This window comes from Achromobacter sp. SX5, from assembly GCF_056711425.1.
The window spans coordinates 595,288-616,357 of sequence record NZ_CM160041.1; the positions used below are offsets into that span (position 1 = coordinate 595,288).

Genomic DNA, 21,070 nt, shown 5'->3' on the forward strand with positions numbered 1-21,070 from the left:
TCTCCACATCAAGCCACAGACACGGAGACGACATGGCGGGGCAGATACTGGCCGGCATACGGGTGCTGGAACTCGGGCAACTGATCGCGGGGCCTTTCGCCGCCAAGACCCTGGCCGACTTCGGCGCGCAGGTCATCAAGATCGAGCCGCCGGGGCAGGGCGATCCGCTGCGCAAATGGCGCCTGCTGCACGAGGGCACCTCGGTCTGGTGGGAAGCGCAGTCGCGCAACAAGCAATCGGTCTGCGTCGACCTGCGCCAGCCCGAAGGCCAGGACCTGGTGCGCCAGCTGGCCGCCCAGGCCGACGTGCTGATCGAGAACTTCCGCCCCGGCACCATGGAGAAATGGGGCCTGTCGTGGGAGACGCTGCACGCGCTCAATCCGCGCCTCATCATGCTGCGCATCTCCGGCTACGGCCAGACCGGCCCCAAGGCCCAGGAGCCGGGCTTCGCCGCCATCGGCGAGGCCATGGCCGGACTGCGCTACCTCAACGGCGAGCCGGGCCGCGCCCCGGTGCGCGCCGGCCTCTCGCTGGGCGACACCATCGCCGGCCTGCACGGCGCCATGGGCGTGCTGCTGGCGCTGTACCAGCGCGACGCGCGCGGCGGCCAGGGCCAGGTCATCGACGCGGCCCTCTACGAGAGCATCTTCAACCTCAGCGAAAGCCTGCTGCCGGAGTACTCCGTCTTCGGCGCGGTGCGCGAACCCGCCGGCGCCGCGCTGCCCGGCATCGCGCCGTCCAACGCCTATCCCTGCCGCGACGGCTACGTGCTCATCGCCGGTAACGGCGACGCCATCTTCCAGCGCCTCATGCAGCGCATCGGGCGCGCCGACCTCGGCGCCGACCCGGACCTCGCCCACAACGACGGACGCGCGCGCCGCGCCCACGAACTGGACGCCGCCATCGGCGCCTGGACCGCCCAGCGCGACATCGACGGCGTGCTCGACGCCATGCGCGAGGCCGGCGTGCCGGCGGGGCGCATCTACAGCGTCGCCGACATCGCGCAAGACCCGCACTACCGCGCCCGCGGCGCCATCGCCAGCCTGCGCGCCGCCAGCGGCATCGACGTCGAAATGCCCGCCGTCTTCCCGTGCCTGTCGGACAACCCCGGCGCCATCCGCGAACGCGCCCCGCAGCTGGGCGAACACACCGACGCCGTGCTGCAGGCCGCCGGCCTCGACGAGCAGCAGCGCGCCGGCCTGCGCGCCCGGGGAGTGATTGCATGAACGGCCCGCAACGCATCGAAATCAACGAAGTCGGCCCGCGCGACGGCCTGCAGATCGAACGCGCCCTGGTTGCCACCGACGACAAGGTCGCCTTCGTCGACGCCCTGTCCGCCTGCGGCTTCGCTCGCATCGAAGTCACCAGCTTCACCTCGCCCAAGGCCATCCCGGCCCTGGCCGACGCCCAGGACGTCATGCGCCGCATCGCGCGCCGGCCCGGCGTCGTCTACACCGCGCTCATCCCCAACATCCGCGGCCTGGAACGCGCGCTGGAATGCGGCACCGACGAAATGAACCTCGTCATGTCCTGCAGCGAAACCCACAACCGCGCCAACCTGCGCATGACACGCGCCCAGTCCTTCGACGAACTGGCCGCCATCCTGCGCCGCGCCGGCGACGCCGGCGTGCCCTGCAACGTATCGCTGTCCACCGCCTTCGGCTGCCCCTTCGACGGCGACGTGCCCGCCGCTGATGTCATGCGGCTTGCGCGGCAATTGGCCGACGCCGGCGCCCAGGGCCTCACCCTGTGCGACACCACCGGCATGGCCTACCCGACCCAGGTCGCGCAGCTGTGCGAGACCTTCCAGCGCGAACTGCCGCGCACCGCGCTCACCGTTCACCTGCACAACACCCGCGGCATGGCCCTGGCCAACGCCATCGCCGCCTGGCAGACCGGCGTCACCCGCTACGACGCCGCCGCCGGCGGCCTGGGCGGCTGTCCCTACGCGCCCGGCGCCAGCGGCAACGTCAACACCGAAGAGCTCGTGCACATGTTCGACTGCATGGGCGTGGCCACCGGCGTCGAGCTGGCCCCGCTGCTCGACATCGTGCGCGGTCTGCCCGGCCTGGTGCAGCGCGCCCTGACCAACCCCTTGCTCACGGCCGGCCCGCGCCTGGCCACCCATCAGCCGCCGGCCTGGCTGGCCGAACGCTTCCCCGCCGCCTGAGGCCGCGGCCATCCACACATCCATAACAAACAGGAGACTCACCATGCACCTTGCCAAGCACCGTCTGCTAAGCGTCGCGCTAGCCACCGCCGCCGTCCTCGGCGCCACCGCCGCTTACGCCGCCGGCTATCCCGAGCGCCCCATCTCGCTCATCGTCTCCGCCGCGCCCGGCGGCACCACCGACATCGCCGCCCGCCTCATCGCCCAGCCGCTGGGCCAGGCCCTGGGCCAGACCGTCGTCGTCGACAACAAGCCCGGGGCCTCCGGCGGCATCGCCGGCCAGATGGTCGCCCGCGCCCAGCCCGACGGCTACACCCTGCTGCTGCAATACTCGGGCTTCCAGGCCATCACCCCGCACGTCTCGCCCAACGTGGGCTGGGACCCCATCAAGGACTTCGCGCCTGTCGCCAACGTGCTCTCGGCCCCGCAGGTCATCGTCGTGCGCCCCGACCTGCCCATCAAGACCCTGAAGGACCTGGTCGACTACGCCAAGGCCAACCCCGGCAAACTCAACTACGCCTCCTCGGGCAACGGCTCGCTGCAGCAGGTCGCGACCGAACTGCTCAACCAGATGGCCGGCATCCAGATCACCCACATCCCCTACAAGGGAACCGGCCCGGCCCTGAACGACCTGCTCGGCGGCGCCGTCGACCTCACCATCACCACGCCGCCGCCGCTGCTGGGCCACATCGCCGCCGGCAAGCTGCGCGCCCTGGCCGTCACCGGCGACAAGCGCCTGCCCAGCCTGCCCGACGTGCCCACCGCCGCCGAAGCCGGCTACCCCGACCTCATCGTCTCCTCCTGGTTCGCCATGTACGCGCCGGCCGGCACCCCGCCCGCCGTCGTCGACAAACTGTCCGGCGAAATCAAGAAAATCATGGCCACCGAGGCCTTCCGCCAAAAGGCCGCCGAGCAAGGCGCCGAAGCCCGCTACATGGACCCGAAGGAACTGGGCGCCTACACCAAGGAAGAACTGGACCGCTGGGGCAAGGTGGTGAAGGCGGCGAATATCAGCGCTAATTGATCTCTGCGCAGAAACGATAGAGCCACCTGGAGGTGGCTCTGTTCGAGGGCAAGCGCGTCGTCAGTGCGATGGCGTGCAGCGCCGGCCTAGATGCCGAAGGCCTCTCCGACTCCGTCCGGGGCATCCATGGCGATCGCCTATCCTCGGCGGCGCACATAAGCGCAGCCGCTTATGTCTGACTCTCCGGCAATACTCGCGATGCTTTCTTCTGCACACAAACCGGCAACCGCCGCAGGCTGGGCGGCGCCCGGGCGAACGAATATCGGACACTTGAACTGCTCCTGTCGCTGACCGCCATAGCGGTTCAGGCCGCACCCGATATGAGTGTTCGCGCCTGCCATTCGCGGTACGTGGGGTTAGATTGGTCAACCGCCACCTGATGGCCGGCAACTCTGCAAAGTTCGTTGCCGGCCAGGTGGGCGTGGCGCCAATGTATGTCCCCCGCGAACGGGCAATGGGCCTGGCCGGTTTTTTTCAGACCGGTTCCAGGCCGGAGACGGCGTGCAAAAGGATGGGCCTCATCGAAAGAGATGCGGCGCACGCCGATTCAACGCTTCAACCCTTGAACAACCGCTCGTGCATCCAACCGTCATTGGTCAGGACGAGAGCGGCCTTGCCCTCGATATCGCCTTGCGTTTGATCCGCAATATTCTTGTAGGCCGCGCGCACGCTTTCCGTCTTGGTCCAGTCGGCCGCGTCCTTCACCTTGTAGCGGAAATTCACGCGCGACACCTTCATGCCCATCATGTCGCTCGGCTCGGTGAAGTTCTGGATCTCCACGTCCGAGTACTTGCCGGTGCAGAACGCATCGTGCCGGCCCATGGTGTTGGCGCCTTCGGCCACCAGGTACTTCTTGCCCATGTCGGTGATCTGATATTCCGTGGCCGGCTCCATCTTGTTGCCGAACATCGCCTTGACCTCGGTGTCGCGCTTGGTCAGCAACCCGGCATCGACCAGCGCGTCGGCGCGCACCAGGTTCTGCTGGCCGAACAGTTCCTGCTTGCTCACGGTGAACGGCATGCCCTTGCCGGGGATGGCGGCGCACAGGCCCTTCTGCGTATCCAGATAGGCCTGGACGGCCTTGCCAAAGTTGCTCTTGTTGGCGTCCTTGGCGCTACCGCACGCCGCGAGGGCAAGTGCAAGACCGCTCATGGCAACGATTTTCATGGCGCTAGGCAAAGTGAGGTTCCTCCGTAAATGAGTGAATAAGCGTTTGCAGCCCCGCCTCGGTAATGTGGCGGGGTGCGTATTATCCCCTCATCGCGGAGTATGGGCGGCGAGCCCCGGTCCCTCGGGCCAGCACGATGTCGGCCGCGTCGCGCGCACCTGAATAAACGCGGTCAGAAATCCCAGATAACCGGCACCCAGCGAAACGCATCGCCGTCGACCGCGACCCGGCCCACGGAGGGGAACGGCAGATGCGCGGCGACCAGCAGCCCGCGGTTCTGCGCCAGCTCCTGGAACAGGCCGATGCGCACGCGCGCCGATTCCTCGGGGTCGTGTTCGAAGCCGTTGTGCCATTCGGGATGGTCGAACCCGACGGGGAAGATGGCGTCGCCGGCAAAGGTCAGCCGTTCGCCGCCGGAGATCAGGTCCACCACGCTGTGCCCCGGCGTGTGTCCGCCGGTGAGGCGGACGATGACGCCCGGCGCGACCTCATGCCGGTCTTCGAAAAGGCGCAGTCGATCGCGGTACTCGTTGTAGAAGCTGGTGGCGGTGGACTTGAGCACCGCGGGCACTGGCTTGGGCATGACGGTGTGCGAGAAGTCCGGCGAGGTCCAGAAGGCCACCTCGGTGGCGGACACGTGGATGCGCACGTCCGGACGCAGCCGTTCCTTGACGCCGGGCACCAGCAGTCCGCCCACGTGGTCCATATGCATGTGCGTGACGATCACGTCGGTCACGGATTCCAGCGCGATGCCGGCGGATTCCAGCCGCTGCGGAAACTGCCCGGCGCGCGGAAAGCCTGCAAATTGTCCGCCCAGCCCCGCATCGATAAGAATGGTTTGATCGCCGCTGCGGGCCACCATCACGTTCAGCGGCCAGTCGAAGGCATCCGGAGGCATGAACATATGCTCCAGCCAGGCCGCCAGGTCGGAAGGGGCGGCATTGGTGGCCATCGTCGCGGTCGGCAGCGGCAGCACGCCGTCGCTGACGACCAGCGCGTCGATGTCGCCGATCTGCAGCGCGTAGCGCGAAGGAACCAGATCGATGGATTCGGTGTTTTCTATGGCGAACATGGCGATATCTCCAGGAAGAGGGTGTTGCGTGAGGAAGCGGTGAGGGCATGGTAGGTGCGGGGTTTCCCGCGCGGTAGGCACGCAGCCGGAAGCACGCTGTTGTGCGACGCGCACCAATGCGCTTCAAAGCGCCAACTGGGGAATGATCTTGTCGCGCCCGGACCGCTGCGGCAAAATAGCCTGCCTCCCGCTCCCTTGCCTGCTGGCGTTGGCCCATTCCATGACCGGCTCCGTGACCCTGTTCGACCGCCATCGTCCGCGCCTGTATGCGATCGCCTATCGCATGCTGGGCTCGGTGGCCGAAGCCGAAGACGTGGTGCAGGACGCATGGCTGCGCTGGCATGGCGCCGACCACGCCGCGTTGAACAACCCCGAGGCCTGGCTCGTCACCGTCACGACGCGCTTGTCCATCGACCGCCTGCGCGCCGCCAAGGCCGAACGCGAGAACTACGTCGGCGTCTGGCTGCCGGAGCCGATGCTGATGGCGGCTCCGTCCACGCCCGAACAGATCCACGAACTTGCCGACGACGTGTCCGTGGCCTTTCTGTTCATGCTGGAGCGCCTGACGCCCGACGCCCGCGCGGCCTTCCTGATGCGCGAGGTGTTCGACGCGGAATACGAGGACATCGCCGAAACCCTGGGCAAATCCCAGGCCGCGGTCCGCCAGCTGGTGAGGCGGGCCAGGCTGCAATTGCGCCAGGGCGCCCCGCGCCAGGCCGTGCCGCGCGCCACGCTGCAACGGCTGCTGCTGGCCTTCGCCGACGCGATGCAGCGCAGCGATTTCCACGGCCTGCACGCGCTATTGAGCGACGACGCCGAACTCATCGGCGACGGCGGCGGCAAGGCCACGAGTTTCGCCAGCCTGGTGGGCGGCAAGCGGCTGGCCCAGCTGTTCTACGCCGGTAAACGCCGCTACCGCGACGCGCTCAGCACCGAGGTGGTTCAGGTCAACGGGCAATGGACGCTGCTGCGTTTCATCGACGGCGAACTCGAATCCGTGCAGTCCTACGAAACAGACGGCAGGCGCCTGACCCGGGTACTGGTGCAGCGCAATCCGGACAAGCTCGCGCGCATCGCGGCGGCCCTGGCGCAGCGCTGACGCGTTCCCCGTACCGGTTTTGGTGCGCGGCAGGCAACATGGTGATCCCTCGCGCGCGCCTACCGCGCCGCCGCGGCCGCTCCTAACATGGGCCAGTCTCCATTCCGACCAGGACAGGCCATGTCGACACTCACCAAACTCGCTTTGCCCTTGATCGCCGCCGGCGCGCTGCTGGGCCGGCCCGCCTATGCGGCTTCGCACCATGCCACGCCCGCCGGCAAGCCGGCCGACCCCGTCGTCACCGAACTGATGAGCAAGGACCTGCCGGACATTCCCGGCAAGAACGCCCTGATGCTTCTCGTCGACTACCCGCCTGGCGCGGCCGACCCCTTGCATCGCCATGACGCCTCGGCCTTCGTATACGTACTCGAAGGCAGCGTCGTCATGCAGGTCAAGGGCGGCAAGGAAGTGACCCTGACCCCGGGGCAGACCTTCTACGAAGGGCCTGACGACATCCACACCGTGGGCCGCAACGCCAGCCAGACCGAGCCCGCCAGGTTCGTGGTCGTGCTGATCAAGAACAAGGGCGCGCCCGCCCTGATCCCCATCGAATAAGGGACGGCGATAACCCCCATCCCGGCCAGTCCCCGGCGTCATGTGCCGGGGCTGGCCGGTTTTTTTTCGGGCCCGCGTCACAAAATCCGGGAGTCCAACGTCTTAGGAGCTAGGAACAACCCACTCGCGGCGCCGCCACCATGCCCACTCCCATTCCCGCTCCCCCGGTTTCCCCTCGTGCAAACGGTCCCGACTCCCTGGCCGATAGTTTCGCGACCAGCTACGCAGGCGTCGTGGCCTTCATGGCCGTCGCCGCCGAAGGCAATTTCGCCAAGGCCGGCGACAGGCTCGGCATCGGCCGCTCGGCGGTCAGCCGCAGCGTGCAGAAGCTCGAAGACCAGCTCGGCACCCGGCTCTTCGTGCGCACCACGCGCAGCACCTCGCTGACCGTGGAAGGCAAGCGCTTCTATGACCAGTGCCATCCCGGCGTCGCACGCATCATCCAGGCCCTGGACGACATGCGCGACCTGCGTGTAGGCCCGCCCACCGGCCAGTTGCGCGTCTGCTCCACCGTGGGCTTCGGCCGCAAGGTCGTCGCCCCGCTGCTGAGAGACTTCCGCCAGGCCAACCCCAACATATCCGTGGAGCTGCTGCTGGATGACGGCCCGACCGACTTCACCACAGACCGTGTCGATGTGTCGTTCCGCAACGGCCGCATGGAAGACAGCCAGGTGATCGCCAAGAAAGTGATTCCGATGCAGATGATGCTGTGCGCCTCGCCCGCCTATGCCGCCAGATACGGGCTGCCGGACAGCGTGGAAGCGCTCCCGGACCACGGCTGCGTCAATTTCCTGCTGGCGTCGGGCCGCGTATACGAGTGGGAATTCAAGGTCGGCGGCCAGCTGCGCAAGTTCGCGCCGCCCGCCATGCTCACCTTCAACGATGCCGATCTCGTCCTGCAGGCAGTGCTCGACGGCCACGGCCTGGCCCAGATGGCCGGCTACCAGGTATGCGAACATCTGCGCGCCGGCACCCTGGTCCAGTGCCTGCCGCAATACGCGCCCGACGACCGGGGGCACTACCTGTGCTTTCTCAGCCGACAGCATCTGCCGGCGCGCATGCGGGTGTTCATCGACTTCATGACCGAACGCATACGCGCGCTCGACCTGCAAACCATCGACAGCCTGCTGTTGAAACAGGCCTGACCGCTATTGGCTCAGCGCCACGACGCTGGCGATTCCGCCCTGCGCCATCTTGGCATAAGGACACAGGCGCTCCGTATTGCGCACCAGCTCCTGCGCAACCGGCGTAGGCACGCCCGGCAGGTGGATGTTGATATCCGCGGACAGCGCGAACAAGCCGTCCACCGGGTCGCGCCCGAACGAGACCATGGCCGTCACCGACGCGTCCGGGATGGCCACGCCGGCGCGCGCCGCCAGCATGCTGAGCGCGCCGTGGAAGCACGCGGCATAGCCGGCGGCGAACAACTGCTCCGGATTCGTGCCCCCGCCCGTGCCGCCCAGCTCCACCGGCAGGCGCAGCTCCACGATCAGCTCGCCGTCGTCCGAAATCGCCATGCCGGAGGCCCGGCCGTGCGCCGCCTCCCCGCCGCGCACCGTCACGCTGGTCGTGTACAGAGGCTGGAAGTCCGCGCCCCGGTACTTCACGAGGAGACTTGGGGGAGGCGGCCGCAGCTTGCCCATAAAGGTCCTTGCGCCCGCCGCTACCTGCCTGCGCCCGAACGGCTGAACCAGGTTTCGAAATCGATCCTGCCCAGCCGCGGTCCGGGTCCCGGCACCAGCGTCTCGTCATCCAGCAGTGCGCCAAAATACCGCGCGTCGGCGTCCGCCTGCACGCTGCGCGTGTCGCCCGTTCTGGCCATGTAGCGCTGCGCCAGCTCGGCCAGGCGCACCCGCTCCGGTCCGGCGATCTCCAAGATGCCGTTCACCGGCGGCGCCAGCGTGGCGTCGGCCATGGCCAGCGCCACGTCATCGGACGCGATCGGTTGCACGAAGGCCGGCGACAGCCGCACCGTCGAGCCCTCCGTGCCCGACTGCACAATGCCGCCCAGGAACTCGAAGAACTGAGTGCTGTGCACGATGGTGTACGGAATGCCGGCCGCCGCGATCAGTGCTTCCTGCGCGATCTTGCCGCGGAAGTAACCGCTTTCCGCCAGGCGCTGCGTGCCCACCACCGACAGCGCGACGTGGTGCCGCACGCCGGCCCGGGCCTCCGCCGCCATCAGGTTGCGCCCCGAGGCCTGGAAAAACTCCAGCACGGCGCGGTCTTCGAACGACGGCGAATTCGCAACGTCGACCACCGTATCCACGCCCGCCAGCGCCGCGTCCAGGCCTTCGCCCGTAACCGTGTTGACGCCGGTCGCGGGCGACGCGGCAATCGCCTCGTGCCCGCGCTCGTCGAGCAGTTTCACGAGCTTGGAACCGATCAGGCCCGTCCCGCCTATAACCAGGATCTTCATGATGACTCCTCAGTTGAACCTGGCCTTGTCCAGGCCGTATGCCTTGTCCGCCGAGCCGGGCACCGTCCGGAAAGCCACATTCAGGCGGTTCCAGCCATTGATCGCCATGACCGCGAAGCTCAGGTCGGAGATCTCCTTTTCAGACAACTGCGTGCGTACGCGCTCGTAAACCTCGTCGGGCACTCCATGGGCGCCCAGCGTCGTCAGCGCCTCGGTCCAGGCCAGGCAGGCACGCTCGCGCGGCGAAAACTCGGTGGATTCCCGCCAGATCGCCACATGGTGCAGCCGCAACTCGCGCTCGCCGCGGATCTTGGCCTCTTTCACGTGCATATCCAGGCAGAACGCGCAGCCGTTGATCTGCGAGGCGCGGATCTCCACCAGGGACAGGATCGACTGCTCGATCGCGCCGGATTTCAAGAGCAGGCCGAACTCGACGAACTTCTTGAACAACTCGGGCGATTGCCCATAGGCATCCAGACGTTGACTCATGGTGATTCCCTCGATTGGTTGACTACGGACGCATCGTAGGGCGGGGAGGGAGGGGGCAGAAGGCCTGGGTGGGGGATCATCGTGTTGCCTTGATGGCAACAATCCTGGCGGGGGCGGACATGACCCGCACCCAGCCGACCGTGGCGGTCAATGCTGTAGTTGCAATCAGAATCGCCCGCCTTCTGGCTGCCTCTGCTTCAACGCGACGTCGCGCCGTAATAGAGTTCCAGCGCCGTATGCAGGCGCCTGCGGGAGCGGCTGGCAATCGCAGCCGCCAGCAACCCTCCGGCAAGCGATGCGTGCTCAAAGGCCCAGTACATGGCTTGCGTCGCCGCGGGCTCCTCGAGGGCCCAAAAGCGATGTACGACCAGAATAGTGAGCAGGAGAAACACTATCAGCGCCCCGGCTCCCAGCCAGAGCGCACGGTCGATCAACAGTAGTACCGAGCCGCCCAGCAATACCGAGATGGTCGCTATGTTGAACAGCCAATCCGGCTGCAACCCGGCCGCGCGCATCTCAGCTTGCCCCCCTTGGAAATCAAGCAACTTGCTTAACCCGGATGAAATGAATACTGCCGCCAGCAGAATGCGCGCGAAGATCCACAGCCAGCGGCTGTCCAATATTTTGAAAATAAAGAGTTGCATGCGTGTTCACTGCAGAAGAATCGGATGAGCTTGCCAGGATGGGCGACGCGGACTATAAAACCTCAAGCAAACTTGAGGTCAAGCCGTGAACATAAAGAAACCGATCGATTTTTCTCGCTTACTCACGGTCGGGGAGGTGGCCCATCGTGCCGGCGTGCCGGTTTCCACGATTCATTTCTATGAGACGAAAGGGCTGATCACAAGCACGCGCAATGCCGGCAACCAGCGTCGGTTCGCTTCAGTCGTATTGCGCCATATCGCAGTGATCAAGGTGGCTCAACGCACGGGCATTCCACTGGAGGAAATCAAGGAGGCCCTTGGTCGCTTCCCGGCGGGAAGCAAGCTCACCGCTGAGCAATGGCAGGAGTTGTCCTCGCACTGGCACGCGAGTCTGGACGAACGCATCAAGAAGCTGACGCGGCTTCGTGACGAACTGGATAGCTGTATCGGCTGCGGTTGCCTGTCGCTGGAAGAATGTCCCTTGCGTAATCCTCAGGATGCACTGGGGGCGGAAGGTCCGGGACCTCGCATTCTGGAACGGCCGTGAGCATTTTGCTTGTCATTGGTCGTCGATGAATCGGTGACGCATGTTGTCAGGGCTTTCACCGTTTGGCATTGCGCCAGGGACGAAAAAAAACCGCAGAGCGTTGACTTTTGCGGGGATTGGGGCCTACCTCGGACTACTTCAGACTGTATTTTGGTGGTGGGGCCGGAATGGAGCCGGCACGCTTTGCGGCGGGGGATTTTGAGTCGGTGATTTACAGTGTTGCTACAGGGAAATCGGGCGAATTCTAGCGTAGGGTGAAATAGATAAAACTAGATCTAAATCAGTAAGTTACCGTATTTTAACTGAGCTAGTGAAAACTGGTCGTTGTACCTGTACTGTACCGAAATGTCGATACAGTACCTTTGGTCTGTAACATAAAGTAAATAGACGGTACAAAACTAAGCTCCAAGTACAAAGGCTGCAAGAGATGGGCCATCGCGCGGGGCAACGGCCTGGCATACAGGCTATTCCACTAAAGACAACCTATGAGTGAGGCCGTCGAGTATCGTTCCCAAATTTTGGTCAAAACCCTTTCCGAGTGAAGGGATGTCATCTTGCGCTAAGTTTTCCTGAAAGAAGCGTCTGAATTGGGCCTTTGTTGGGGAGGCCGACAAGCCCAATTCGGTGCTGATTTTGTTTTTTGCTTCAGCATCCAAAACGTCCTCAATGACTTTGATTCCCGGGACAAGATCTTCTAGTGTAAGAATCGAATTGGCAGGCAGCCCAAATTCCCTCTGATACTTATCCCTTTCCTGTTTCCCTTTCTCGTCGCCATCCAGAAGCGCCACCATGCCTAAGCCCCACCCTAAATGTAGGCCGATGAGCGCGCCGAATGTGCCGGCACCTAAGCCAGGGAGAATGGGAAGTTCTTTTCGCTTAAGTAATTTTAAGGCGTATCGAAGAACGTAATAATCAGACTTGCCCTCGACAATAATGGAAGCTCTATCTATGTCAAATCTTGATGGTACGACTTGCAGACGATCAAGTATTGGCTGAAAGTAGTTTGTTTGGTTAGGATGCAATCCAACGAAAGCTCTATAACGCGTTGCCTGAATGTCAAGAGATTCGTCGGACAAAGATATTCCATCAATGACCGATTCAGCTGGAGAGTCAGCACGATTGGTGACAATAAATGTTTGTTCAAGCCATTTTGGTTCAATCATGTAATGGCTGTGCGTAGAGTATGCGAGGGTGTGGTTGCCTTTTGCAATCTCAGGGAAGCTGTCAATCAACTTTTGTTGAGCTGCAGCATGCAGATTAGAAGCCGGCTCGTCAAATAAAAATAAAATTGGGCGGTCACCTTCTCGAGCAACTCGGAATTGTGTAAACATCATAAAAGAGAAAAACCACCTGAACCCAAGGCTTCTGTCGTTGATATCAAATCTTCGCGTTCCATCTTTTATCTGGAATTTTACGAACAAATCGTGTTCGTTGGTTTTCTGCGATACGCCAGATTTGTCTAATACCTCTCCTTCTGATGTTTCGAACGAGATGTTTACTTCCTTTCCCTTGGCATCTTCTCCAAAAATCTTGTTCCAACGGCCGAAGACAACATCTGTTACCGTGGCGCTCGCACGATCCATTACATGTTGAATTTTCTCTTTGTCATCGCCTGTGTTCCAGATATTCAAAAAATCAAGCCAAGATACTATCTTGTCCTCGCTCCGAACACGTCGAATAATTGATTCTTCAATTGTGTGGCCTTTGCCATCGTAATCAAGAATATCTTGAAAAGTTTGCCTGTAGAAATTGCTTACTTTATCTCCGCGACCCTTGGTTAGAAATATTTTTTTTGGAAAATCGAAAACAAAGGTTGGAAAATATGCAATGACGGGTGCCCGGGAGTAGATCTCGAGTTTGATGGCTTCCTTTTCGTTGTAAGACGGCGGTCTCCATTTCTTCTGCCGGCCAGACTTAACAAGGACTTCATGTCTCATCGAGAAGTAAGACTCAATGTAATCGCCATTCTTAAACCGCTGGTGCCGTTCTATTGGAAGATCGTTAGGAATGGTTTCCGCGTTAATGAGTAAATCATGCTTTCGTTTTAGCTCGCTGACGATGTCTTCCCGTTCCTCTACAGAAATCCGCAACGTGGCTGTAACGGAAACGTCACCTGAGAAATTGGAAATCAGATGGCGCGGAACCCTATTTTTATACGGAACTCCGGTCTTTCCTTCTCCACCGACCACCTGGCTAGTTGCAAGATCCGGCGAGAAACTATGTATGGCCTCTAGGATAGTGGTCTTCCCACTTTCATTTAGTCCGACAAACGCGAATACCCCGGCCTTGGATTGCTCGGCAAATTTTATAGTTGTATCTTTTATGCCTTTGAAGTTTCGGATACGGAAGCTGGTGTAGTACATATACTTTTCAATCTCCGTGCAAAGTTTGTCAAATTCGACTAAATGAGAGGCACCTTGGAGGCTCGATCAATACGTTCATCAATCTTCGTGATGAGCCTGAATCTGTGCCTTTGAAAAATTCCGTCAAAGGACGCGCTTTCCCGAGATGTAGGAAAGCGTATCTTTGTCGAATTTCGAATTTTTGTCAGCAAGCCATTTCAGCATTGTGGTGTAAGTCAAATTAACGTGTACGAAGCCTTGCTCTATGCTTGAAATGTGTTTTGGGTGAACAGCAAGTTTCATCAGTACACCCATAACTATATCTAGGTAGTCATGCGTATTCTCGATAAGGATCTCCGTATAGCTTGGGGTTTTGCCACTGTGTACGATTAAATTTCTTGCGCGATATATTCTTCTTATTTGCCACGCAAGCCGTTGATTGTGCCGTTCTAGCAGTTCGTGCAAGTTTTTGGGCGAAGATAATAGGTTGCAAAAATATTGAAACCTATCTCTCAATAAATGAAAGTCACGGAAATTTTCCGCGAACTTTTGAGCAGATGGCCTGTGTTCATCTAAAGCCATAAACTCCGCCATTTTTGTTGTCAGATTTTCAGCCTGCACAGTTTTGAGCGCTTTTCTTAGAAGGAAGGAATTCCATTTTGAAATGTCGCGCGTGAATTTAGCTACGAGTCGATCTACATATCCGATACTGAGAAATGGCAGCAGAGAGTTTATAATGTGCTCAATGTTGGAGATTTCTCTATCTTCCGGTTTTGATGGAATAATGGATTCGAGTGCTATCCATAAGTTAATCATTTGGTTTTCTACTGAGTCACTATCTAGCGCTAGGGCATGGAGCTCCGCTGCGCGAGTGAATTTCTTAAAAGATAACTTATGTAGCGAAAACTCAGAGATAAGTTTATTTAACTTTATCGTGGCCCGTTCTGGAGTGAGGTCGGAGCACTTATGCATAGCACTCGTTATTTTTTTTGATGCAGTGATTGTCTTGCTGCTTTTCTCGATGATTAAGCTGGACTGAAGCGGTTGAAGCCGTTCCTTATGGTGGAACAGAGAGTATAAGGTGTTTAGTAGTTCGCTGCGTCTGGTTGCGAGCGTGTGCGCTCCGATTTCGTCTACGGCTTTAATGTCATCGGTCGATATGTATATTTGGTCCTTCTCGATATCAAAATTTGATTGCGTGATATCAAATTCTATATCCGATGCTTTTTCGTAGACCTTAAATCCCAAGCTGTTAAGCGATTCCTTCAGCTTTGATAGTTTTTTTTCCCCTCTATAAATTACGCAATAATCTCTGCTCTTCGAAGGGAATAGTTCCAGGAATATCTGTATGTCCTCATTGCCATAGATATGATTGTCGCCATAGTAGAAGAACGTTAGGGCTTTGTCCTCTAAATATTTTGAAGAATATCCGAGATTTATTAAGCATGTTACATAGCTTCTGGATAGTTCTCGTATTTCGGCCCAAGTTGCCTCGGCGTTGGTAATGGTGCTAATTAATAGCTGACTGTTGGCCTCTTTGTATTTCTTCAGTTCTAGTTGCCGAGCTAATAGTTCAATTATGACGCGTTTCTCATGAAAATCTGCTTTGGGGTTTTTCAAAACTGGAGTTATGGATTCCAGCTTAATTTGAAGCAATGAGGCCGCAACTCGATCTTTTTCTAAGTTTAGGCAAAGCTCATCAACTATGTGTTGAAAATTTGGGCGTTTTATATTTCCCTGCTCAATTTCGTAATGAGCTTCTAGAGCTTCTGTGCACAGAAGGCTCGAGTTCATGGCCGATGGCTTATACGTGTCGAGGGAAAAATCGAAGAGAAGTTCATCAAGGAGCTGCGCAAAATATAGAAGATTGCTCGAAGCTGCGCTGTTCTTCCATTTATCAGTCTTCCTGTAGCGCACGATTTGCCTCTATTTTTGTTAAAGGAATTTGAATGTGGGCTGATGCGGGTCTAAGTGTTGTCGCCCTGAGGACTAATATGCATCATCGTTCCAGTGTTTTCTAGCATGTGTGTGACAACGGCCGGCGACGGCCTATCCTGCACTAGTCCCCAAATCCTAAATTTCTTCGTCATGACGAAGACTTTGGGAGCGTTAACGCGTCAGCGCGCGGCTGCACAAACTCTTGCAGGCTGATCTGACCATCGATGAAACGCTGGGCGTGGGCCTCATCTGCTTCACTGAGCGAGAAACCTTCTAGACTTACGGAGGCCCGCGCGTAGTTAACAGCCGATTGGCGTCGACCGCGTTCGGCATCTGATATGGTTTTGTGGGGCTGTAACCCGCATTTATCTTCGCCAGCCATGGTGTCCCCTTGCTGTGGGTAACTCGATTTTACAAGAGGTACGAGTATTTTGGTTTAGGTACACGCAACCTCCAGGGCGCTGCGCTGAAATTGTCTTGTTTTACCTGCTATGGATCGCCTGTATTGGCCGCGTACTAGCCTGCGTCGTAGTTTCCAAAGAGGCTTTGCCTCTCTGGACTCTCCACCCTCGCCGGCGGGAGCCTCGGGAGCAGGGGTTGCGGGCCCTTGGCCCGGAACTCCTGCCCCCGGGCATAGCGTGGGGCGCTCCTGCCGCGTCAAGGGGCCGTGTCCTCGCCCTGTGAGCTGCGGGCCGCACCAACCCCTTGACCCGTCATCCGCTTGATAGCACCGCTACTGACGCCGTTTGGCCGGAAGAGGCGTCAAGGGCGGGACCGGAAGCCGCAGCCCGAAGCGCAGCGCAGGGAACGGGTGAGGATCCCGGGCGAAGCCTTCACCCTTGATGCCTCTGGAAGCCATGCAGCCTGTCGGCCGGGGGGAGGAACAAGGCGAAGCCGCCTGGGCCAGCCCCCGCGGCCAGTCCGGCAAGAACGGACGCGGGATGCAACCGAAGGGGTTGCCCAAGCGTAGCGCGGAGATATGTGCGGCCATAAATGAAAAGGCCTCGCTGATGGCGAGGCCGATGCGGACGCAACATGCACATCACTTACCGTTGACGGAGCCGCCCGTTGCCGGTCCCCAGTTCTTGCCCATGTTCTGCAAGACGTGTTGCCGATAGGCTGGGTTCCACATGGTGTTGCCTGCAATCATGTGGTTGGTTCGGCCAGCAGTAACCATCATGCCCGACTGCATATCGCGGCGAGTCGTCTTGGGATTCACCACGTTGCCAATATCCTGCGCCGTGCTCCTGAATGTCACAGCGTCAAAGGCGATGCCTCCAGCCAGTCTCGCCCCTAAGCCGCTCGATTTTTCTCTGCGCGAAGAAGATGATCAAGGCAAGAACGATGATCTGCACAAACGAACTGATGGGATTGTCCGTGGTCGTACTTATTACCCTGTCAAACAGTGCGTTGAATAGCGCCACACCGACAGACACGACAACCATTGTGATGGCAATTTCAAGGATGTAGGCCAGGGTCTGCTCAAACCATTTGACCGAGCTTTGCCATGATGATGGTCGTGGCCGCAGGCAAATGAATAAGAAACACTGCAATGGCCATCATGAGAGCATTCTGGGCATCCCAGAACATATGACCTAGTTCGTAGAACTCGCGCTTTGCGACTTTGCCTAGCATGTCGTAAGCCACGTTAAGCCCTTTGTCCGCCGAGTTATCCAGCACCTGATAGATGATGCTTGTCGCTTGAGCGTTAGACGTGGACATAATTTCGGCCAGGCCCGTCTCCAGTTTTAACAATCGTAGTTATGAGCGGTCAAAAGTGTGGCTCGCGCCGCATCACTGTACCGAAACTGTATCTGACTACAACTCTGGAAAAATTCCCCGCTGCGGGGCTTGGGCTGCTGCATCTTCCAAGCCGTTGAATACGGGGAAGATTTGGGGATGGTGCCCGGGGCCGGAATCGAACCGGCACGCCTTGCGGCGGGGGATTTTGAGTCCCCTGCGTCTACCAATTTCACCACCCGGGCTAGGAGGTCGCGCACGCGTACTGATGACGGTCGCGGGAGATGCGAAGACGGCGATTATATGCGGTCTGGGGGAAATTGTCAGGCAAGGGGCCGCGCCCCTTGCCTGGCGGGGCGCTTACGCCGGCTTCTTTTCGGGCAGGAACCAGTTCATCACCAGGGCGCAGATGCCGCCGGTGGCGACGCCGGATTCGAGGATGTTTTTCACGGCGTGGGGCAGGTGCGAGAGGATCTCGGGCACTTGCGAGACGCCCAGGCCCAGCGCGAGGGAGACGGCGATGATGAGCAGGGCGCGGCGGTCGAGCTGGATGCCGGCCAGGATGTTGATGCCGGAGGCCGCGACCGCGCCGAACATGACCATGGCGGCGCCGCCCAGCACCGGTTCGGGCACGGCTTGCAGGATGCCGGCGACGGCAGGGAAGAGGCCCAGCAGGATCAGCATGCCGGCGATCCAGACGCCGACGTGGCGGCTGGCGATGCCGGTGAGCTGGATGACGCCGTTGTTCTGCGCGAAGACGGAGCTGGGGAAGGTGTTGAATATGCCGGCCAGCAGGGAGTTGGCGCCGTTGACCAGCACGCCGCCCTTGATGCGCTGCATCCACAGCGGGCCTTCGACGGGCTGCTTGGAGACCTTGCTGGTGGCGGTGACGTCGCCGATGGCTTCCAGCGAGGTGACCAGGTAGATGATGAGCATGGGCACGAACAGCGGCCACGAGAAGCCCAGGCCGAAGTGCAGCGGAGTGGGGATCTGGAACAGGGCGGCTTCGCGCGCGCCGGTGAAGTCCAGGCGGCCCATGTAGGCGGCGGCGAGGTAGCCGACGGCCAGGGCCAGCACCAGGGCGGTGCTGCGGACCCAGACGACGGGCACGCGGTTGAGCAGGACGATGGTGCCCAGGACCAGGCCGGACAGGGTGAGGTTTTCGGCGCTGGCGAAGGTGCCGTTGGACATGGCGCTGTAGCCGCCGCCCATGCTGATGAGGCCGACCTTGATGAGGGTCAGGCCGATGAGCAGCACGACGATGCCGGTGACCAGCGGGGTGATGAGGCGCTTGACGAAGGGCAGGATGCGGCTGATGCCCATTTCGACGAAGGAGCCGGCGATGACGACGCCGAAGATGGCGGCCATGACGGCTTCGACCGGGGTGCCTTGCTTGACCATGACCGAGCCGCCGGCGATCAGCGGGCCGACGAAGTTGAAGCTGGTGCCCTGCACGATGAGCAGGCCGGCGCCCAGCGGGCCGAAGCGGCGGCACTGGACGTAGGTGGCGATGCCGGAGATCACCAGCGACATGGACACGATCAGGGTGGTGTCGCGGCTGGGGACGTCCAGGGCCTGGCAGATCAGCAGGCCGGGGGTGACGATGGGGACCAGGATGGCGAGCAGGTGCTGCAGGGCCGCGAGAAAGGCTATGGGTGGCGCGGGGCGGTCGTCGGGGCCGTAGACCAGGTCGTGGCTGGGTTCGTCGGCGTCGGAGGCGCCGTGGGATGCGGGCTGGGCAAGGGAGGCGGATTGCATGGCGGAGGGCCGGCCGGGGCGGGATGCGGGAAGAAAGTGCGGGATTTTAGCGGGTAAGGGCCTGCGATGCCCCTGGGGCGGGGCCCCGGGGTCTTGAAAAAGCGACATAGACCTTCATATAGGCAGGGTTTCCCGGCGACCGCGCGGGCGCGAGCCCCGGTGACGGGATTATTTGTCCCTAATATTTTTGACCTTTACGTAAAACCATGAGCCAAACCGCCACGTCTTCCGCGTCCGAAACCCTGGGGTTCCAGGCCGAGGTGAAGCAGCTGCTGCACCTGATGATTCATTCGCTGTACAGCAACAAGGAAATTTTCCTGCGCGAGCTGGTGTCGAACGCATCGGACGCCTGCGACAAGCTGCGCTTCGAGGCCATCGACCGTCCCGAGCTGCTCGAGGGCGACGGCGAGCTGGCGATCACGGTGGCCTACGACAAGGCGGCCCGCACGATCACGATTTCGGACAACGGCATCGGCCTGTCGCGTGAAGAGGCGGTGGCCAATCTGGGCACGATCGCGCGCTCGGGCACGCGCGAGTTCTTCTCGCAGCTGACGGGCGACAAGCAGAAGGATGCGCAGCTGATCGGCCAGTTCGGCGTGGGCTTTTATTCTTCGTTCATCGTGGCCGACAAGGTGACGGTGCTGAGCCGCCGCGCCGGCGGCACGGAAGCGATCCAGTGGGAATCGGACGGCCAGGGCGAGTTCACGATCGCCGCGGCCGAGAAGGCCGCGCGCGGCACCGACGTGACGCTGCACCTGCGCGCCGACGAGGACGAGCTGCTCAACGGCTGGAAGCTGCGCGAGATCCTGCGCCGCTATTCCGATCACATCTCGCTGCCCATCCGCATGGCCAAGGAAGAGTGGGACCAGGAGAAGGGCGAGCAGGTCAAGACGGAAGCGCTGGAGACGGTGAACCAGGCCAATGCGCTGTGGGCCCGCAGCAAGTCCGAGGTGACGGACGAGCAGTACCGCGAGTTCTACAAGACGGTGTCGCACGACTACGACGATCCGCTGGCCTGGACGCACAACCGCGTGGAAGGCCGCAGCGAATACACGCAGCTGCTGTACGTGCCCAAGCACGCGCCGATGGACCTGTGGGACCGCGACGGCCGCCGCGGCGTGAAGCTGTACGTCAAGCGCGTGTTCATCATGGACGACGCCGACCAGCTGCTGCCGTCCTATCTGCGCTTCGTGCGCGGGGTGATCGATTCGGCGGACCTGCCGCTGAACGTGTCGCGCGAGATCCTGCAGGAAAGCCGCGACGTGCGCGCGATCCGCGAGGGCTCGGCCAAGCGCGTGCTGTCTCTGCTGGAGGACATGGCCGAGAACAAGAAGGAAGACTACGCGACGTTCTGGTCTGAGTTCGGCCAGGTGCTGAAGGAAGGCGCGGGCGAGGACCACGCCAACCTGGAGCGCATCGCCAAGCTGATGCGCTTCGCGTCCACGCATACCGGCGACCAGGCGCAGACCGTGTCCTTCGCCGACTACGTGTCGCGCATGAAGGAAGGCCAGGACAAGATCTACTACGTGACGGCCGATACGTTCGCCGCCGCCAGCAACAGCCCGCACCTGGAGATCTTCCGCAAGAAGGGCATCGAGGTGCTGCTGCTGTCCGACCGCGTGGACGAGTGGATGCTGTCCTACCTGCGCGAGTTCGACGGCAAGTCGCTGGTGTCGGTGGCCAAGGGCGGCCTGGACCTGGCCGAGCTGGCCGACGAGGAAGAAAAGAAGCACCAGGCCGAAGTGGCCGAGGACTTCAAGCCGCTGGTCGAACGCCTGCAGAAGACGCTGGAAGACCAGGTCAAGGAAGTGCGCGTGACGCTGCGCCTGGTGGATTCGCCGGCTTGCGTGGTGGTGGGCCAGAACGAACTGAGCCCGCACCTGCTGCGCATGCTGAAGGCGGCCGGCCAGGAAGCGCCCAACGTCAAGCCGGTGCTGGAGATCAACCCCGAGCATCCGCTGCTGGCGCGCATCCGCGCGGCCGAAGATGGCGAGTTCGACCAGTGGGCCCGGCTGCTGCTGGATCAGGCCCTGCTGGCCGAAGGCGCGCAGATCGCCGACCCGGCGGCTTTCGTGAAGCGTTTGAACGCGCTGCTGCTGAAGTAA

General features: G+C 61.0%; 21 protein-coding genes and 1 tRNA gene. 8 read left to right on the top strand and 14 right to left on the bottom strand.

Annotation, left to right across the window (positions count from 1 at the left end; translation table 11 throughout):
* Nucleotides 1–32: 32 nt before the first annotated feature.
* Genes AC1M14_RS02805 through AC1M14_RS02815 form a run of 3 tightly spaced genes read left to right on the top strand, consistent with a single transcriptional unit; the run spans nucleotide 33 to nucleotide 3,194 of the window.
* Complete coding sequence (locus tag AC1M14_RS02805; protein WP_209164652.1) at nucleotides 33–1,226, top strand: CoA transferase; 1,194 nt, start codon at nucleotides 33–35, stop codon at nucleotides 1,224–1,226.
* On the top strand, nucleotides 1,223–2,170 hold the full coding sequence (locus AC1M14_RS02810) for a hydroxymethylglutaryl-CoA lyase (protein WP_111825987.1): 948 nt from the start codon (nucleotides 1,223–1,225) through the stop codon (nucleotides 2,168–2,170). The genes AC1M14_RS02805 and AC1M14_RS02810 overlap by 4 nt, the downstream gene beginning before the upstream one ends.
* Before the next feature lie 43 nt (nucleotides 2,171–2,213).
* Nucleotides 2,214–3,194, top strand: a complete 981-nt coding sequence (locus AC1M14_RS02815) for a Bug family tripartite tricarboxylate transporter substrate binding protein (protein ID WP_479730926.1) — start codon at nucleotides 2,214–2,216, stop codon at nucleotides 3,192–3,194.
* 555 nt (nucleotides 3,195–3,749) lie between these two features.
* Here AC1M14_RS02815 and AC1M14_RS02820 read toward each other — a convergent pair.
* Together AC1M14_RS02820 and AC1M14_RS02825 are read right to left on the bottom strand one after the other, a co-directional pair.
* Nucleotides 3,750–4,346 carry a hypothetical protein gene (locus AC1M14_RS02820; protein WP_258231426.1) on the bottom strand — a complete coding sequence of 199 codons (597 nt, stop codon included), beginning with the start codon at nucleotides 4,344–4,346 and terminating at the stop codon, nucleotides 3,750–3,752.
* Between the two features lie 188 nt (nucleotides 4,347–4,534).
* Nucleotides 4,535–5,434, bottom strand: a complete 900-nt coding sequence (locus AC1M14_RS02825) for an MBL fold metallo-hydrolase (protein ID WP_111825984.1) — start codon at nucleotides 5,432–5,434, stop codon at nucleotides 4,535–4,537.
* A 220-nt stretch (nucleotides 5,435–5,654) separates the two neighbouring features.
* On the opposite strand from AC1M14_RS02825, the gene AC1M14_RS02830 reads away from it, so the two are divergent.
* From AC1M14_RS02830 to AC1M14_RS02840, 3 genes are all read left to right on the top strand, one after another.
* Nucleotides 5,655–6,533 (top strand): RNA polymerase sigma-70 factor, encoded by an 879-nt coding sequence (locus AC1M14_RS02830; protein WP_209164644.1) that lies wholly within the window; start codon nucleotides 5,655–5,657, stop codon nucleotides 6,531–6,533.
* A gap of 120 nt (nucleotides 6,534–6,653) precedes the next feature.
* Nucleotides 6,654–7,088 carry a cupin domain-containing protein gene (locus AC1M14_RS02835; RefSeq protein ID WP_102773410.1) on the top strand — a complete coding sequence of 145 codons (435 nt, stop codon included), beginning with the start codon at nucleotides 6,654–6,656 and terminating at the stop codon, nucleotides 7,086–7,088.
* Nucleotides 7,089–7,228: 140 nt separating this feature from the next.
* Nucleotides 7,229–8,233, top strand: a complete 1,005-nt coding sequence (locus AC1M14_RS02840; protein ID WP_102773411.1) for a LysR family transcriptional regulator — start codon at nucleotides 7,229–7,231, stop codon at nucleotides 8,231–8,233.
* 3 nt (nucleotides 8,234–8,236) lie between these two features.
* Here AC1M14_RS02840 and AC1M14_RS02845 read toward each other — a convergent pair whose 3' ends face one another.
* The 4 genes from AC1M14_RS02845 to AC1M14_RS02860 all read right to left on the bottom strand — a co-directional run bounded on the left by AC1M14_RS02845 (nucleotide 8,237) and on the right by AC1M14_RS02860 (nucleotide 10,640).
* Complete coding sequence (locus AC1M14_RS02845) at nucleotides 8,237–8,731, bottom strand: Ohr family peroxiredoxin (protein WP_479730927.1); 495 nt, start codon at nucleotides 8,729–8,731, stop codon at nucleotides 8,237–8,239.
* Nucleotides 8,732–8,751: 20 nt separating this feature from the next.
* Entirely contained in the window at nucleotides 8,752–9,507 is a 756-nt protein-coding gene (locus AC1M14_RS02850) for an SDR family oxidoreductase (protein WP_479730928.1), read from the bottom strand.
* A gap of 9 nt (nucleotides 9,508–9,516) precedes the next feature.
* Nucleotides 9,517–9,996, bottom strand: coding sequence for a carboxymuconolactone decarboxylase family protein (locus AC1M14_RS02855; protein ID WP_479730929.1), 480 nt, complete (start codon nucleotides 9,994–9,996; stop codon nucleotides 9,517–9,519).
* 197 nt (nucleotides 9,997–10,193) lie between these two features.
* Nucleotides 10,194–10,640 (bottom strand): DoxX family protein, encoded by a 447-nt coding sequence (locus tag AC1M14_RS02860; RefSeq protein ID WP_479730930.1) that lies wholly within the window; start codon nucleotides 10,638–10,640, stop codon nucleotides 10,194–10,196.
* 85 nt (nucleotides 10,641–10,725) lie between these two features.
* Here AC1M14_RS02860 and soxR point away from each other — a divergent pair, with 85 nt between their 5' ends.
* Nucleotides 10,726–11,187 carry a redox-sensitive transcriptional activator SoxR gene (gene soxR, locus AC1M14_RS02865; RefSeq protein ID WP_479730931.1) on the top strand — a complete coding sequence of 154 codons (462 nt, stop codon included), beginning with the start codon at nucleotides 10,726–10,728 and terminating at the stop codon, nucleotides 11,185–11,187.
* 464 nt (nucleotides 11,188–11,651) lie between these two features.
* On the opposite strand, the gene AC1M14_RS02870 is transcribed toward soxR, so the two are convergent.
* The 8 genes from AC1M14_RS02870 to AC1M14_RS02905 form a co-directional block, all read right to left on the bottom strand.
* Entirely contained in the window at nucleotides 11,652–13,550 is a 1,899-nt protein-coding gene (locus tag AC1M14_RS02870; protein WP_479730932.1) for an ATP-dependent nuclease, read from the bottom strand.
* Nucleotides 13,551–13,673: 123 nt separating this feature from the next.
* Nucleotides 13,674–15,323: a hypothetical protein gene (locus tag AC1M14_RS02875; RefSeq protein WP_479730933.1), complete on the bottom strand. Its 1,650-nt coding sequence runs from the start codon at nucleotides 15,321–15,323 to the stop codon at nucleotides 13,674–13,676.
* A gap of 292 nt (nucleotides 15,324–15,615) precedes the next feature.
* Nucleotides 15,616–15,849: an antitoxin VbhA family protein gene (locus AC1M14_RS02880; RefSeq protein WP_155865362.1), complete on the bottom strand. Its 234-nt coding sequence runs from the start codon at nucleotides 15,847–15,849 to the stop codon at nucleotides 15,616–15,618.
* A gap of 660 nt (nucleotides 15,850–16,509) precedes the next feature.
* Nucleotides 16,510–16,689 (bottom strand): hypothetical protein, encoded by a 180-nt coding sequence (locus AC1M14_RS02885; protein WP_479730934.1) that lies wholly within the window; start codon nucleotides 16,687–16,689, stop codon nucleotides 16,510–16,512.
* Between the two features lie 40 nt (nucleotides 16,690–16,729).
* The gene (locus AC1M14_RS02890) at nucleotides 16,730–16,912 is read right to left on the bottom strand and encodes a hypothetical protein (protein ID WP_479730935.1); all 183 of its coding nucleotides are present in this window, start codon (nucleotides 16,910–16,912) and stop codon (nucleotides 16,730–16,732) included.
* A 37-nt stretch (nucleotides 16,913–16,949) separates the two neighbouring features.
* Nucleotides 16,950–17,189 (bottom strand): hypothetical protein, encoded by a 240-nt coding sequence (locus tag AC1M14_RS02895; protein WP_479730936.1) that lies wholly within the window; start codon nucleotides 17,187–17,189, stop codon nucleotides 16,950–16,952.
* Between the two features lie 178 nt (nucleotides 17,190–17,367).
* Nucleotides 17,368–17,452, bottom strand: a tRNA-Leu gene (locus tag AC1M14_RS02900).
* A gap of 115 nt (nucleotides 17,453–17,567) precedes the next feature.
* Entirely contained in the window at nucleotides 17,568–18,965 is a 1,398-nt protein-coding gene (locus AC1M14_RS02905; protein ID WP_111825958.1) for a uracil-xanthine permease family protein, read from the bottom strand.
* Nucleotides 18,966–19,171: 206 nt separating this feature from the next.
* Here AC1M14_RS02905 and htpG point away from each other — a divergent pair, with 206 nt between their 5' ends.
* Entirely contained in the window at nucleotides 19,172–21,070 is a 1,899-nt protein-coding gene (htpG, locus tag AC1M14_RS02910) for a molecular chaperone HtpG (RefSeq protein ID WP_479730937.1), read from the top strand.

Excerpts from the sequence above, each read along its gene's own strand:
- AC1M14_RS02805 (WP_209164652.1), top strand. The coding sequence starts at position 33 with ATGGCGGGGCAGATACTGGCCGGCATACGGGTGCTGGAACTCGGGCAA.
- AC1M14_RS02810 (WP_111825987.1), top strand. The coding sequence starts at position 1,223 with ATGAACGGCCCGCAACGCATCGAAATCAACGAAGTCGGCCCGCGCGAC.
- AC1M14_RS02815 (WP_479730926.1), top strand. The coding sequence starts at position 2,214 with ATGCACCTTGCCAAGCACCGTCTGCTAAGCGTCGCGCTAGCCACCGCC.
- AC1M14_RS02820 (WP_258231426.1), bottom strand. The coding sequence starts at position 4,346 with ATGAGCGGTCTTGCACTTGCCCTCGCGGCGTGCGGTAGCGCCAAGGAC.
- AC1M14_RS02825 (WP_111825984.1), bottom strand. The coding sequence starts at position 5,434 with ATGTTCGCCATAGAAAACACCGAATCCATCGATCTGGTTCCTTCGCGC.
- AC1M14_RS02830 (WP_209164644.1), top strand. The coding sequence starts at position 5,655 with ATGACCGGCTCCGTGACCCTGTTCGACCGCCATCGTCCGCGCCTGTAT.
- AC1M14_RS02835 (WP_102773410.1), top strand. The coding sequence starts at position 6,654 with ATGTCGACACTCACCAAACTCGCTTTGCCCTTGATCGCCGCCGGCGCG.
- AC1M14_RS02840 (WP_102773411.1), top strand. The coding sequence starts at position 7,229 with ATGCCCACTCCCATTCCCGCTCCCCCGGTTTCCCCTCGTGCAAACGGT.
- AC1M14_RS02845 (WP_479730927.1), bottom strand. The coding sequence starts at position 8,731 with ATGGGCAAGCTGCGGCCGCCTCCCCCAAGTCTCCTCGTGAAGTACCGG.
- AC1M14_RS02850 (WP_479730928.1), bottom strand. The coding sequence starts at position 9,507 with ATGAAGATCCTGGTTATAGGCGGGACGGGCCTGATCGGTTCCAAGCTC.
- AC1M14_RS02855 (WP_479730929.1), bottom strand. The coding sequence starts at position 9,996 with ATGAGTCAACGTCTGGATGCCTATGGGCAATCGCCCGAGTTGTTCAAG.
- AC1M14_RS02860 (WP_479730930.1), bottom strand. The coding sequence starts at position 10,640 with ATGCAACTCTTTATTTTCAAAATATTGGACAGCCGCTGGCTGTGGATC.
- AC1M14_RS02870 (WP_479730932.1), bottom strand. The coding sequence starts at position 13,550 with ATGTACTACACCAGCTTCCGTATCCGAAACTTCAAAGGCATAAAAGAT.
- AC1M14_RS02875 (WP_479730933.1), bottom strand. The coding sequence starts at position 15,323 with ATGAACTCGAGCCTTCTGTGCACAGAAGCTCTAGAAGCTCATTACGAA.
- AC1M14_RS02880 (WP_155865362.1), bottom strand. The coding sequence starts at position 15,849 with ATGGCTGGCGAAGATAAATGCGGGTTACAGCCCCACAAAACCATATCA.
- AC1M14_RS02890 (WP_479730935.1), bottom strand. The coding sequence starts at position 16,912 with ATGGTTGTCGTGTCTGTCGGTGTGGCGCTATTCAACGCACTGTTTGAC.
- AC1M14_RS02895 (WP_479730936.1), bottom strand. The coding sequence starts at position 17,189 with ATGTCCACGTCTAACGCTCAAGCGACAAGCATCATCTATCAGGTGCTG.
- AC1M14_RS02905 (WP_111825958.1), bottom strand. The coding sequence starts at position 18,965 with ATGCAATCCGCCTCCCTTGCCCAGCCCGCATCCCACGGCGCCTCCGAC.
- htpG (WP_479730937.1), top strand. The coding sequence starts at position 19,172 with ATGAGCCAAACCGCCACGTCTTCCGCGTCCGAAACCCTGGGGTTCCAG.